At 50.2% G+C, this 13,747-nt stretch carries 14 protein-coding genes; 6 read left to right on the top strand and 8 right to left on the bottom strand.

Annotated elements, in window-relative coordinates:
• Positions 1–16: 16 nt before the first annotated feature.
• The 4 genes from htpX to msrC all read right to left on the bottom strand — a co-directional run bounded on the left by htpX (position 17) and on the right by msrC (position 4,450).
• Positions 17–898: a protease HtpX gene (gene htpX / locus A1SC_RS18365; protein WP_000984500.1), complete on the bottom strand. Its 882-nt coding sequence runs from the start codon at positions 896–898 to the stop codon at positions 17–19.
• A 191-nt stretch (positions 899–1,089) separates the two neighbouring features.
• On the bottom strand, positions 1,090–3,138 hold the full coding sequence (gene prc / locus A1SC_RS18370; RefSeq protein ID WP_016261951.1) for a carboxy terminal-processing peptidase: 2,049 nt from the start codon (positions 3,136–3,138) through the stop codon (positions 1,090–1,092).
• 19 nt (positions 3,139–3,157) lie between these two features.
• Positions 3,158–3,856, bottom strand: a complete 699-nt coding sequence (gene proQ / locus A1SC_RS18375; RefSeq protein WP_000431382.1) for an RNA chaperone ProQ — start codon at positions 3,854–3,856, stop codon at positions 3,158–3,160.
• 96 nt (positions 3,857–3,952) lie between these two features.
• Positions 3,953–4,450: an L-methionine (R)-S-oxide reductase gene (gene msrC, locus A1SC_RS18380; RefSeq protein ID WP_001043873.1), complete on the bottom strand. Its 498-nt coding sequence runs from the start codon at positions 4,448–4,450 to the stop codon at positions 3,953–3,955.
• A 129-nt stretch (positions 4,451–4,579) separates the two neighbouring features.
• On the opposite strand from msrC, the gene yebS reads away from it, so the two are divergent.
• The 5 genes from yebS to A1SC_RS18405 all read left to right on the top strand — a co-directional run bounded on the left by yebS (position 4,580) and on the right by A1SC_RS18405 (position 10,632).
• The gene (gene yebS, locus A1SC_RS18385) at positions 4,580–5,863 is read left to right on the top strand and encodes a membrane integrity lipid transport subunit YebS (protein ID WP_001516266.1); all 1,284 of its coding nucleotides are present in this window, start codon (positions 4,580–4,582) and stop codon (positions 5,861–5,863) included.
• Positions 5,832–8,465: a lipid-binding membrane homeostasis protein YebT gene (gene yebT, locus A1SC_RS18390; protein WP_000076949.1), complete on the top strand. Its 2,634-nt coding sequence runs from the start codon at positions 5,832–5,834 to the stop codon at positions 8,463–8,465. The genes yebS and yebT overlap by 32 nt, the downstream gene beginning before the upstream one ends.
• 79 nt (positions 8,466–8,544) lie before the next feature.
• Positions 8,545–9,984: a 16S rRNA (cytosine(1407)-C(5))-methyltransferase RsmF gene (gene rsmF / locus A1SC_RS18395; protein ID WP_024214557.1), complete on the top strand. Its 1,440-nt coding sequence runs from the start codon at positions 8,545–8,547 to the stop codon at positions 9,982–9,984.
• Between the two features lie 115 nt (positions 9,985–10,099).
• Positions 10,100–10,336, top strand: coding sequence for a YebV family protein (locus A1SC_RS18400; protein WP_001516264.1), 237 nt, complete (start codon positions 10,100–10,102; stop codon positions 10,334–10,336).
• Positions 10,337–10,440: 104 nt separating this feature from the next.
• A complete protein-coding gene (locus A1SC_RS18405) occupies positions 10,441–10,632 on the top strand; it encodes a YdfD/YebW family protein (protein WP_001516263.1) in 192 nt (63 codons plus the stop codon).
• On the opposite strand, the gene pphA is transcribed toward A1SC_RS18405, so the two are convergent.
• The 4 genes from pphA to yobA all read right to left on the bottom strand — a co-directional run bounded on the left by pphA (position 10,633) and on the right by yobA (position 13,303).
• The gene (gene pphA, locus A1SC_RS18410) at positions 10,633–11,289 is read right to left on the bottom strand and encodes a protein-serine/threonine phosphatase (RefSeq protein WP_000806226.1); all 657 of its coding nucleotides are present in this window, start codon (positions 11,287–11,289) and stop codon (positions 10,633–10,635) included. It abuts the gene before it with no gap.
• A 409-nt stretch (positions 11,290–11,698) separates the two neighbouring features.
• The gene (locus A1SC_RS18415; RefSeq protein WP_000976465.1) at positions 11,699–12,040 is read right to left on the bottom strand and encodes a YebY family protein; all 342 of its coding nucleotides are present in this window, start codon (positions 12,038–12,040) and stop codon (positions 11,699–11,701) included.
• Between the two features lie 12 nt (positions 12,041–12,052).
• Positions 12,053–12,925: a copper homeostasis membrane protein CopD gene (gene copD, locus A1SC_RS18420; RefSeq protein WP_000879335.1), complete on the bottom strand. Its 873-nt coding sequence runs from the start codon at positions 12,923–12,925 to the stop codon at positions 12,053–12,055.
• Between the two features lie 3 nt (positions 12,926–12,928).
• Entirely contained in the window at positions 12,929–13,303 is a 375-nt protein-coding gene (gene yobA, locus A1SC_RS18425) for a CopC domain-containing protein YobA (protein ID WP_016261949.1), read from the bottom strand.
• 138 nt (positions 13,304–13,441) lie between these two features.
• On the opposite strand from yobA, the gene holE reads away from it, so the two are divergent.
• The gene (gene holE, locus A1SC_RS18430; protein ID WP_000916764.1) at positions 13,442–13,672 is read left to right on the top strand and encodes a DNA polymerase III subunit theta; all 231 of its coding nucleotides are present in this window, start codon (positions 13,442–13,444) and stop codon (positions 13,670–13,672) included.
• The last annotated feature ends 75 nt before the right edge of the window (positions 13,673–13,747 follow it).

The following is a 13,747-nucleotide window of genomic DNA, read 5'->3' as shown; positions in this document are numbered from 1 at the left end:
GAGTATTTATTTCATCTTACTTCAGGTATTCACCCGTGCGCAGAGCCTCAATACGTTTATCCAGCGGCGGGTGGGTCATGAACAGCTCGCTCAGCGATTTTGACTTACCGTTAATGCAGAAAGCCATCATGCTGGTTGCTTCTTGCGGTTCATAGCTGGTTTTCAGGCGCTGTAGCGCAGCAATCATTTTTTCACGGCCAACCAATTTGGCTGAACCGGCATCAGCGTGAAATTCACGGTGACGCGAGAACCACATGGTGATAATGCTCGCCAGAATACCAAACACTAACTCCAGTACCGTCGCAACTGCAAAGTAGATCAGCGGGTTGCCGTTACTCTCTTCGCCTTCGTCGCGGTTACCGCCCATGAAGCCAGCGGCCAGTTGTGCCAGAATACGGGAAATAAAGATAACAAAGGTGTTCACCACGCCCTGAATCAGCGTCATGGTAACCATGTCACCATTAGCAATGTGGCTAATTTCGTGGGCAATTACCGCCTCGGCTTCATCCGGGCTCATGTTTTGCAACAAACCCGTGCTGACAGCAACCAGAGAGGCATCCCGGCGCGCACCGGTTGCAAAAGCGTTAATGTCCGGCGCATGGTAGATAGCCACTTGTGGCATAGCAATCCCAGCCTGACGCGCCTGGGTTGCAACAGTATTGATCAGCCAACGTTCCCTTTCGTTACGCGGTTGCTCGATCACTTCCCCGCCAACAGATCGTAATGCCATCCATTTGGACATCAGAAGCGAAACGAAGGAACCACCGAAGCCGAACAGCAAGGCCATAATCATCAGCCCCTGAACGCTGCTCGACTGTATCCCTGTCAGGCTCAGTACCAGCCCGAAAACGACCATAACGGCCAGGTTCGTTAGCAGGAAGAGCGCGATTCGCATCATAATTTTCTTTTTACCTCAGTTTAACAAAACGCAATATGCGATACCCACATCGTATGGGTTACTCGACTATTTTCAAGTCTGGATAGAGCGTAAGTCACCAGAAAGACACAACTTTACATTTTGTAGCATCTGATTTACGGCATCTTGCCGCTGTTAAAAAATCAGGCACAATTTCTTGTGCCTGATTGATGTTACTTGACGGGAGCGGGCTGTTCCGCGGGTCTGGCTTTTTCCAGACGCGCCAAATCAAGCGCGATGTTCACTGTCTCATCCAGATATGGATCTGGCTCCTTATAATCTTTTGGCAGATCATCCAGTTTCTTCAATGCCGGTTTTCCTTCGCGTTTAAAGCGATCGTTCAACCGCGCCAGACGCGTCGCATCATCTTCGTTATTCTCTTTTTCACGCACGGCGTAGTTCAGAGAGACGATGTTACGCTTATCCTTCATGGCGTTGAAGCGAGCGATATCCTTCATGATATTCTGGAATTCAGGATCCTTCGCGATACGCGCATTATGTTCCTTCAACAACTCCGGCTCAAATACCGTTAAGTCTCCTGATTTCACATAGGTTGCTGCGTCGATGCTATCCCACGGCAGCGCATTATCTTCGAATTTCTCACCCGTTTCCGTCTCTTCATTGCCCGTAGGCATGATGATATCTGGCGTTACGCCCTTGCGTTGCGTACTGCCACCGTTAACGCGATAGAATTTCTGGATTGTATATTGTACTGAGCCTAACGCAGGCCATTCTGGGCGCAACATCTGATCGTAGATGCGGTTCAGAGAGCGATACTGCTGGACTGTGCCTTTACCAAATGTCGGCTCGCCCACAACCAGCGCGCGACCATAATCCTGCATTGCGGCAGCAAAGATTTCCGAAGCCGAAGCACTGAAACGGTCAACCAGCACCACCAGCGGGCCTTTATAGAAGACCTGGCCGTCGGTATCACTGTCTTCACGGACTTTACCGTTGTTATCGCGAACCTGCACAATCGGACCTGATGGGATAAACAAACCAGAGAGCGATACCGCTTCAGTCAACGCACCGCCACCGTTGCTACGCAGGTCGATGATGACACTGCTGACATTTTGTTTTTCCAGTTTCTGCAGTTGAACTTTGACATCGTCCGTCAAGCCAACATAGAAGCCCGGAATATCCAGCACACCGACTTTTTCTTTGCCAACCGTCTTCACAGACATTTTAACGGCACGGTCTTCCAGACGAATGCGCTCACGCGTCAACGTCACCGTGCGGGTTTTAGTGCCTTTACCCGCAGGTAAAATTTCCAGACGAACCTTACTGCCCTTCGGCCCTTTGATTAAGGCAACAACATCATCAAGACGCCAACCGATCACATCAACCATCGGTTTACCGGTTTGTCCGACCCCGACAATTTTGTCACCAACGCTAATCGCTTTACTTTTCGCAGCCGGACCACCCGCCACCATCGAATTGATAACGGTGTAGTCATCATCCATTTGCAACACTGCGCCAATACCTTCCAGCGATAAACTCATTTCAGTATTGAACTGTTCGGTATTGCGCGGGGAAAGGTAGTTGGTATGCGGATCAATTTCGCGTGCGAAAGCCGTCATTGCCAGCGAGAAAACATCTTCGCTGTTAGTTTGCGTCAGGCGGCGAATAGCAAATTTGTAACGACGCGTCAGGGTTTCACGAATTTCTTTATCCGTTTTTCCCGCCAGCTTCAGGCTTAACTCGTCGAATTTAACTTTGCTGTCCCACAGCGCGTTTAACTCAGCCTCATTTTTCGGCCAGGGCGCTTTGCTGCGGTCAAGGTTATAAGAATCATTACCGGTAAAATCCATCGGTTTTTCCAGTACCGACAACGCATACTGGTAACGTTCGAAGCGGCGTTTTTGCGCCAGATTGTAAAGATCGTAGAAAACGTCGAGTTTGCCGGAACGAAGTTCATCGCCCAACTCGGTTTTCTTTTTCGCGAATTGTTCGACATCGCTAGCCAACAGCACGTTGTGGCTGTAATCAAGCAGATTCAGGTAGCGGTCAAAGATTTTGGCCGAGAACGCCTGATCGAGGTCGAATTGTCGATAATGGGAACGGGTGAAGCGCGACGTTACGCGCTCACTCACAGTTGCATGCTGCGTCTCTTCCTTTAATACCGGAATCTGATCAGCACGCGTAATATCTTCTACTGCGAAGGTCTGGCCTGCTATTGCAAGCAGGCCAGCTAACGCGGTAAGCCTAAAAAACATGTTCATGCCTGGCCCGGCCTCCGTTTCAGAACACCAGGTGTTCTGCGCGCACAATCAAAGACATACCCGAATTCAGTTGGACGCGGACGCCGTCTTTGGTGATTTCTAATACGGTGGCATCCATCGCGTTTTGACCAGCTTTCACCTTCAGGGCTTGTCCGACAGTCAGAGCTGAAATGTCAGAAACCGGGGTATGCTGTTCTTCGCGAGGTGCTTTTACTGTTTTTGGCGCTTTCTCAGCCGGTTTTTGCGCACGAGGTTTGCGCTCGGCGCCTTCTTTACGGCGTTGCGCAGCAGGACGTGGTTTACGTTCACGACGTGGTGCATCTTCTTTCTCACCAGCAGCGATGGCAGCTTCGCGTTTTTTAGCTTGCTGTTCAGCACGCTGGGCCTGAACGCGCGCTTTCGCTTCTTCAAGCTGCTTGCGAGCATGTTCTACATGTTGCTCGTCCAGCTCACCGCAAGGGTTGCCGTCAAGATCGACACGCGTCGCGCCTGGTTTAACACCATACAGGTAGCGCCAGCTCGAAGTGTAGAGACGTAAAGCGGATCGCAGTTGCGTTTTGCTCAGGTTCATTTCCCCGGCAACACGATCGACCAAATCCTGAAAAATACCGATTTTCAGCGGACGCGCTTCACCTTCCGCACTGAAACAGTGGGGAAAACGTTCGGCCAGAAACGCGATTACTTCTTTACTGCTATTCAACTTAGGTTGATTTTCCATGAAATTTCCTGATTACAACGGACGTAGCCAACAAGCGCAGGCATGAACAGGCGTCATTATAATGACGCCATCAGTAAATGCTACGTTATCCGTTGATTATCCTGCGACGCTCGCAAAGAATTTTTTGTAATCCGTCGTTGCAAGCACCTTTTCAAGCTGTGCCACAAGCTGACGTAAGCCTTGTTCGTCCTCGTCGGTGAAGCGACCGAAGACGGTACTGTCGATGTCGAGAACGCCAATAATCTGATTTTTCACCACCAACGGTAGAACAATTTCAGAATTACTCGCCGCATCACAGGCAATATGTCCATCGAATGCGTGAACATCCTCGATTCGCTGTACTTCGTTACGGGCAACCGCGGTGCCACACACGCCGCGCCCGACGGGGATCCTTACGCAGGCAATTTTGCCCTGAAACGGTCCGAGAACCAACGTCTCATCTTCGAGTAGATAAAACCCCGCCCAGTTTACGTCGGCCAGACGTTCGTATAATAACGCGCTGGTATTAGCCAGTGTTGCCAGAAAACTGGTTTCTCCCGCCATCAGCGCATTAAAGTCGCGGTTTAAGTCCGCGTAAAATTCTGTTTTGTTCATTATATAATCACTTGGTTGTCTTACCTGGAACTGCCAGCCTATTAAAATAAGCATTAAATGCGTTAATGCTCAAGATCATTCCCATCATGAGTTAAGATTAGTGTTAATTCTTATTACATTTGGCGCGTCATGGCTCTTTACACCCCACAAGTTACGCCAACAAAAAAAATAACAGTGAGATCAATTGGCGAAGCGTTGCCGCATGGTGATTACCAACGCTGCCCGCAATGTGACATGCTGTTCAGCCTGCCAGAGATAAATTCACACCAAAGTGCCTATTGCCCACGCTGCCAGGCAAAAATCCGTGACGGACGCGACTGGTCGCTAACGCGCCTGGCGGCAATGGCCTTCACAATGCTGTTGCTGATGCCTTTTGCGTGGGGCGAACCACTATTGCATATCTGGTTGTTAGGTATTCGTATTGACGCCAACGTAATGCAAGGCATCTGGCAAATGACCAAACAGGGAGATGCGGTAACGGGCGCAATGGTTTTTTTCTGCGTTATCGGTGCCCCCCTCATTCTGGTGACATCTATTGCCTGGTTGTGGTTTGGTAATCGGCTGGGAATGAATTTACGTCCGGTGTTGCTGATGCTTGAGCGGCTGAAAGAGTGGGTAATGCTGGATATCTACCTGGTCGGCATTGCCGTTGCCTCTATTAAGGTGCAGGACTATGCCCATATCCAGGCCGGTGTCGGCCTATTCTCTTTTGTAGCGCTGGTGATTTTAACGACGGTGACGTTGTCACATCTTAATGTTGAACAGTTGTGGGAGCGATTTTACCCTGAACGCCCTGCCACGCGTAGGGATAAAAAACTACGCGTTTGTCTGGGGTGTCACTTTACCGGCTACCCTGATCCGCGCGGTCGCTGTCCCCGTTGCCATATCCCGCTTCGCCTGCGTCGCCATCATAGTATTCAAAAATGTTGGGCGGCGCTGTTAGCTTCAATCATCTTGTTGTTTCCTGCCAACCTGTTACCTATTTCGATCATTTATCTGAACGGTGGTCGACAAGAAGATACGATCCTTTCCGGGATTATGTCGCTGGCGAACAGCAATATTGCCGTTGCCGGAATCGTATTTATCGCCAGTATTCTGGTGCCATTTACTAAAGTGATTGTTATGTTCACTTTATTGTTGAGCATTCATTTTAAGTGCCAACAGGGGTTACGTACGCGAATAATGTTACTGCGAATAGTGACCTGGATTGGCCGCTGGTCGATGCTGGATCTGTTTGTCATTTCTTTAACCATGTCGCTGATTAATCGCGATCAAATCCTCGCTTTTACTATGGGACCGGCTGCGTTTTATTTCGGCGCAGCGGTTATTTTGACTATTCTTGCAGTGGAATGGCTGGACAGCCGCTTACTTTGGGATGCACATGAGTCAGGAAACGCCCGCTTCGACGACTGAAGCGCAAATTAAAACTAAACGCCGTATCTCACCTTTCTGGCTACTGCCATTCATCGCGCTAATGATAGCCGGTTGGCTAATTTGGGGGAGTTATCAGGATCGAGGCAATACCGTCACCATCGATTTTATGTCGGCGGATGGCATTGTTCCGGGTCGCACACCTGTTCGCTATCAGGGCGTTGAAGTCGGAACGGTGCAGGATGTCAGTCTGAGCGACGATCTGCGTAAGATTGAAGTGAAGGTCAGCATCAAGTCCGATATGAAAGATGCGTTGCGCGAAGAGACGCAGTTCTGGCTGGTGACGCCAAAAGCTTCGCTGGCAGGTGTTTCCGGGCTGGATGCGCTGGTCGGCGGAAACTATATCGGCATGATGCCAGGTAAAGGTAAAGAGCAAGATCACTTTGTCGCCCTCGATACCCAGCCCAAATATCGGCTGGATAATGGTGATCTTATGATCCATCTACAAGCCCCCGATCTTGGTTCGCTGAACAGCGGCTCGTTGGTCTATTTCCGCAAAATCCCGGTGGGGCGAGTCTATGACTATGCGATCAATCCCAATAAGCAAGGCGTGGTGATTGATGTCCTGATTGAGCGGCGCTTTACCGACCTGGTGAAAAAAGGCAGTCGCTTCTGGAATGTTTCTGGCGTTGATGCCAATGTCAGTATCAGTGGCGCGAAGGTGAAACTGGAAAGTCTGGCTGCTCTGGTTAACGGTGCGATTGCCTTCGACTCGCCGGAAGAGTCGAAACCTGCCGATCCGGAAGATACCTTTGGTCTGTATGAAGATCTCGCCCACAGCCAGCGTGGGGTGCTCATAAAACTGGATCTGCCAAACGGAGTCGGATTAAGCGCCGATTCAACGCCGCTCATGTACCAGGGACTGGAAGTCGGGCAACTGACCAAACTGAATTTAAATCCAGGTGGCAAAGTTACTGGTGAAATGACCGTTGATCCCAGCGTAGTTACCCTACTTCGTGAAAATACTCGCATTGAGTTACGTAACCCGAAATTATCCCTCAGCGATGCCAATCTGAGTTCCCTACTGACCGGCAAAACCTTCGAACTGGTGCCAGGTAATGGCGAGCCACGCAAAGAGTTTGTTGTTGTGCCTGGCGAGAAAGCCCTGCTGCATGAACCGGATGTTATGACGCTGACCCTGACCGCGCCGGAAAGTTACGGTATTGATGCCGGTCAGCCGTTAATTCTGCATGGTGTACAGGTAGGCCAGGTAATTGAACGTAAACTTACCAGCAAAGGCGTCACCTTTACCGTTGCCATCGAACCGCAGCATCGTGAACTGGTAAAAGGTGACAGCAAATTTGTCGTTAATAGCCGTGTTGACGTGAAAGTGGGACTGGATGGCGTCGAGTTCCTCGGTGCCAGCGCCTCAGAATGGCTCAACGGTGGCATCCGCATTCTGCCGGGTGAAAAAGGCGAGATGAAAGCCAGCTATCCGCTGTATGCCAATCTGGAAAAAGCCCTGGAAAACAGCCTGAGCGATTTGCCTACAACGACCGTGAGTTTGAGCGCGGAAACGCTGCCAGATGTGCAGGCGGGATCGGTAGTGCTGTACCGCAAATTTGAGGTTGGTGAAGTTATTACCGTACGTCCTCGGGCCAATGCCTTTGATATCGATCTGCATATTAAGCCGGAATATCGCAATCTCCTGACCAGCAACAGTGTGTTCTGGGCGGAAGGTGGCGCAAAAGTTCAGCTTAACGGCAGCGGCCTGACCGTACAGGCATCACCGCTTTCACGGGCATTAAAGGGGGCTATCAGTTTCGATAACCTCAGCGGTGCCAGCGCCAGTCAGCGTAAAGGCGACAAGCGAATTCTATATGCTTCCGAAACAGCCGCTCGTGCGGTTGGCGGGCAGATTACGCTCCATGCTTTCGATGCCGGAAAACTGGCTGTTGGTATGCCAATTCGCTATCTCGGTATTGATATCGGGCAGATCCAGACGCTGGATCTGATCACCGCACGCAATGAAGTACAGGCAAAAGCGGTGCTCTATCCGGAATATGTCCAGACCTTCGCCCGCGGAGGTACGCGCTTCTCGGTGGTCACACCACAGATTTCGGCAGCGGGCGTTGAGCACCTTGATACCATCCTTCAGCCGTATATCAATGTCGAACCTGGTCGGGGTAATCCTCGCCGTGACTTTGAGTTGCAAGAAGCCACCATTACCGATTCTCGTTACCTTGATGGCTTAAGCATTATTGTTGAAGCGCCAGAAGCCGGGTCATTAGGCATTGGTACTCCGGTACTGTTCCGTGGTCTGGAAGTAGGTACGGTTACCGGAATGACGCTGGGGACATTGTCAGATCGGGTGATGATTGCGATGCGCATCAGTAAGCGATACCAGCACCTGGTGCGTAACAATTCCGTCTTCTGGCTGGCATCGGGCTACAGTCTGGACTTTGGCCTGACGGGTGGTGTGGTGAAAACCGGCACCTTTAATCAGTTTATCCGTGGAGGGATCGCCTTCGCTACCCCACCAGGAACGCCACTGGCACCGAAAGCTCAGGAAGGCAAACACTTCCTGTTGCTGGAAAGCGAACCGAAAGAGTGGCGTGAATGGGGCACCGCCCTGCCTCGTTAATCTCCTCCTGCTCCGGCGTGCCTGCGCCGGAGCGTTTATGCTAAACTGCGCGCCTGTTTTTTTCCGCTGGTACATACTTGTGGCTCAACACACCGTTTATTTCCCGGACGCCTTTTTGACGCAAATGCGCGAAGCGATGCCTTCGACGCTCTCTTTTGATGATTTTCTCGCCGCCTGCCAGCGCCCGTTGCGCCGCAGCATTCGCGTTAATACGCTGAAAATCTCCGTTGCTGATTTCCTGCAATTAACCGCACCTTACGGCTGGACGTTAACACCGGTTCCCTGGTGTAAGGAAGGTTTCTGGATTGAACGCGACGATGAAGAGGCATTACCGTTGGGCAGTACCGCCGAACATTTAAGTGGCCTGTTTTATATTCAGGAAGCCAGTTCGATGTTACCGGTTGCGGCGTTGTTTGCCGATGGTAACTCCCCGCAACGGGTGATGGATGTGGCGGCTGCGCCGGGATCAAAAACCACGCAGATTGCTGCGAGTATGAATAATGAAGGCGCGATCCTTGCCAATGAGTTTTCCGCCAGCCGGGTAAAGGTGTTACATGCCAATATCAGCCGCTGCGGTATCAGTAATGTAGCTTTAACGCATTTTGATGGCCGCGTGTTTGGTGCAGCGTTGCCAGAAATGTTCGACGCCATTTTGCTGGATGCTCCCTGCTCCGGTGAAGGTGTGGTACGTAAAGACCCCGACGCGCTGAAAAACTGGTCACCGGAAAGCAACCTGGAAATCGCCGCCACCCAGCGTGAACTGATTGACAGTGCATTTCATGCCTTACGTCCTGGCGGTACGCTGGTTTACTCGACCTGTACCTTAAACCGTGACGAAAACGAAGCCGTTTGCCTGTGGCTGAAAGAGACTTATCCCGGTGCAGTAGAGTTTTTGCCGTTGGGCGATCTCTTCCCTGATGCAAAAAAAGCGCTGACCGAAGAAGGCTTCTTGCACGTCTTCCCACAAATTTATGACTGCGAAGGCTTCTTCGTTGCTCGTCTGCGTAAAACTCAGGCCATTCCTGCCTTACCCGCACCGAAATACAAAGTGGGCAATTTCCCGTTTAGCCCAGTGAAGGATCGCGAAACCGCACAAATTCGGCAGGCGGCTGCGAATGTTGGCTTACAGTGGGACAAAAACCTGCGTCTCTGGCAGCGTGATAAAGAAATCTGGTTATTCCCGGTGGGCATTGAAGCGTTGATCGGTAAAGTCCGATTTTCTCGTCTGGGAGTAAAACTTGCCGAAACGCATAACAAAGGTTACCGCTGGCAGCATGAAGCGGTCATTGCCCTTGCCTCACCCGACCACGCTAACGCGTTTGAACTAACACCACAAGAAGCAGAAGAGTGGTATCGTGGGCGCGATGTTTACCCGCAGACCGCACCAACCGGGGATGATGTGTTGGTCACCTTCCAGCGCCAGCCAATCGGTTTAGCCAAACGTATTGGCTCGCGACTGAAAAACAGTTACCCGCGTGAGCTAGTGCGCGACGGAAAACTTTTTACGGGTAAAGCCTGACAGTACACAAAAAGCGCACGTTTTGACTGGCGAATCTGACTGCCTTGACTAGGCTGAAAAATGGTGCGATCGGACTGGTCGTACCACAACCAGCACTTCAATGGAGAGCACGAAGATGAAAACCAGTGTGCGCATAGGCGCTTTTGAAATCGATGACGGCGAGTTACACGGCGAATCGCCTGGTGACCGAACGTTGACCATTCCCTGTAAATCTGACCCGGATTTATGTATGCAACTGGATGCCTGGGACGCCGACACCAGCATTCCTGCCCTGCTAAACGGCGAACACTCTGTCCTTTACCGTACCCGCTACGATCAACAGTCCGATGCCTGGATTATGCGTCTTGCCTGATCCAAAAAGAACCCGTCGGCATGACGGGTTATTTATCCCGGTTATTTTCCCGTTGTAAAATCTCTCCTAAACTTAACGGTACGGCAACGCACTTCGAGGATGAAATGTTCGCGCTGGTACTTTTTGTTTGCTATCTGGACGCTGGTTGTGAAGATATTGTGGTTGATGTCTACAATACGGAACAGCAGTGCCTCTACTCAATGGACGATCAACGGATCCGCCACGGTGGCTGTTTTCCCGTTGAAGATTTCATTGATGGGTTCTGGCGGCCTGCGCAAGATTACAGTGACTTTTAATTACTGGAGTCGTTCCAACGTGAGTGTTCCACCAAAGACCGCGCCGGTATCAATATAATGCAAGTTACCGATATCTACGCGATGGCGTAATGGCGTATGACCAAACCAGAAATGATCAGCGCCGGTAATTCCCTGCCCTTTTCGGCCTTCACGCAATCGCGAGCGACTCCACAACACCTGATGCAGATCGACTTCCTTATGCCACTCATAAATATCATTGGGGTAATCCGCATGGGCGATGACATGCAGTCCGCTACTACAGCTTAATTCAATTATCCACGGCAAAGACCCGCACTTTTCCAGCGCCCTTCTCGCTTGCTCACGTTGGTGCTCTGTCAGTGCGGCAAACCAGTCGCCACCATTCATAAACCACAAAGACATCTGCTGCGATGCCAGCGCATCCATCGCCATCTGCTCATGATTGCCTCTTACCGCCCTGACCCAGCGTTGATCCAGTAATTGCAGGCAACGCAAACTCTCCGGGCCACGATCGATAACGTCACCAACCGAGATTAACAAGTCTTGCCACGGGTCAAACCGGCAGAACCATAATTTCTCTCGCAGTTGCGCCAGGCAGCCATGAATATCACCCACCAGCCAAATATGTCGCCACTGACTACCATCAATTCTCTGATAGATGTGGCCTGCCTGTTTCATCAATTCCTTACTCCCGCGCATAAGATCACATTATTTTAACAAAAATGTTAAAAAAGCCTGGACTGAAGCAGTAGAGTGTGTGTTATGGTTGATTGTGAAGTCAGTGAGGGAAAAGCAGTAATGCCATTATCAAACTGGCTTTATAGATAAAAAGAGACCGAACACGATTCCTGTATTCGGTCCAGGGAAATGGCTCTTGGGAGAGAGCCGTGCGCTAAAAGTTGGCATTAATGCAGGCTTAGTTGCCTTGCCTTTTAAGAATAGATGACGACGCCAGGTTTTCCAGTCCGCGCGTAAAGTGGTCAGAAAAAAAGCGCGTTTATCATCCTCTAAAATGTTAAAAACCGCCCGTTCTGGTGAAAGTACCCGGGCGGTTTTTTATTTAAAATCAAAAAATTACTATAGATAATTAACAGAGTCTCTCTGCTCTTTCAATAAACGGTGCCAGACTCACTTTTTCACCTGGTTTATTGGGATCATCAATCTGGATCACCGAAATGGGCTGGGCTTTAGTCTTCCCGCTGGCTACTTCCTTTTGTGCGATATCGTTTAAAGGATACTGCACCAGGGTACTTGGGTTAATGACATACAAAGCATTGCCCGGACGACAGGTCAGCATCACCTCTTCGCGATTAAACGCCCATTTGTCTTTACCCATTTCAAAACGGCTGACGGTAATCACCTGCGGAGCCGCCAACGCCGCTGCCGAACTGGTGAGTAACAGAAACGCCAGAATACTTTTTTTCATCATTTTCGTAATCCATCAAAAAGGTTCGAGAGTCGCAAGCAGGCTGATAATCACCAGCACTACCGCACCTATCGCCCATTCGAGTTTAGTCATCCACACAAACCAGGGTGCCGCACGGTCTTCGTCCTGCCCCATGCGCGGAACAAGAACATAACGATTTGCCAGCGCGATGGCCACCATAACCATTACCAGTATGACTTTAAGTAATAAAAGCTGCCCCCAGTACGTCGCAAGTGTGGGGGAAAATCCAGTGATTAACAATGTATTAAGCACACCACTGCCCAGTACACCTATCACAGCAAAATGTCCACACCGGGAAAATCGCATCAGTGCATGAATGGCCTCACGTCGCCAACGCCCTTTCACCAACTGCATACACCAGACGACCGGCAGCAAGCCACCAAACCATGCCGCCGCACAGATCAGATGTACGGCGTGATTCGTCTGATGGATTTTCGCCGTTAATCCTTCGTTTAATGTCGCGTGTCCTACTCCCGCCATCAAAATAAATTGCGCGGTAGTTAACATAAACAACAGACGAGGCATATTCCGTGGTTGCATCAGAGCCACGGTCAGCGTAACGAGGGCGAGAACGATTTGCCAAATCCAGACACCACCAAACTGTGTTTGTAACACCGACAACCAAATGTTCAACGACACCACATCCGGCCATCCCGCGCCCATCAACCCTCCCTGAACGGCGAACATCGCAGCGGCACTGCTCAAACTCCAGACGGCGGCGTGCTGTTGTATACGCAGAAAACGTTTCGTCAGTAATCGACGAATTGTTACTGGTGCCAGCCATGCTCCATACATCGCGAAGCCAAAGACCAGCATCAGGGAGATAAAATGGATAAATCGTAGTGCGACCCAGGTAAACGCCAACATGCTTTATTTCACTGTAAAGGTGTATTGCCCTTTGGTTTTATGCCCGTCCACCGAAACAACATGCCAGTTAACGGTATAACTCCCGGGCTTCAGGGCGTCGGCAAGCGGAACAATCAATTGGGTTTTGTCCTGTTCATTACGCTTCGCGGGTAACGTTTTAATATTTTCATTCTTTGAGCCAATGACTTTTGCGCCACTGAACCCGGGTTCAATTCTTTCAGAGAAGTTTAAAGTAATGGCCTGTGGAGCAGCGATAACCTCCGCATTCGCCGCAGGATACTGATGCGTCAAATGCGCATGCGCCCAGGCAGAAGGTACTCCCAGCGAAGCTGTCAGAAATGTCAGCGCATAACGAAGGGAACGTGCAGTTGAAGCCATATTATCTATTCCTTTTTGTAATAACTTTTTTACAGAGCATAACCTTGTCTAATGATAGAGTCGAGGATCATCAATTCCGGCTTGCCATCCTGGCTAACTCTTAGTAACTTTTGCCCGCGATTAATGAGGAGACACAGCATGTTGAAGAATCTGGCCAAACTGGATCAAACTGAAATGGATAAAGTTAATGTCGATCTGGCGGCCGCCGGGGTAGCATTTAAAGAACGTTACAATATGCCGGTGATTGCTGAAGCGGTTGAACGTGAACAACCAGAACACCTGCGAAGCTGGTTTCGTGAGCGCCTTATCGCCCACCGTCTCACCTCTGTAAATCTGTCACGTTTACCTTACGAACCTAAACTTAAATAAACCTTATATTAAGTTACACTTCCTTACATGATGCCTGCTAAATTATGAGTATTTTCTTATTCTCACCAATATTTG

Source organism: Escherichia sp. KTE52 (assembly GCF_000408325.1).
GTDB classification, from domain to species: Bacteria; Pseudomonadota; Gammaproteobacteria; order Enterobacterales; family Enterobacteriaceae; genus Escherichia; species Escherichia marmotae.
This window is presented reverse-complemented; position numbering and strand designations above follow the sequence as displayed.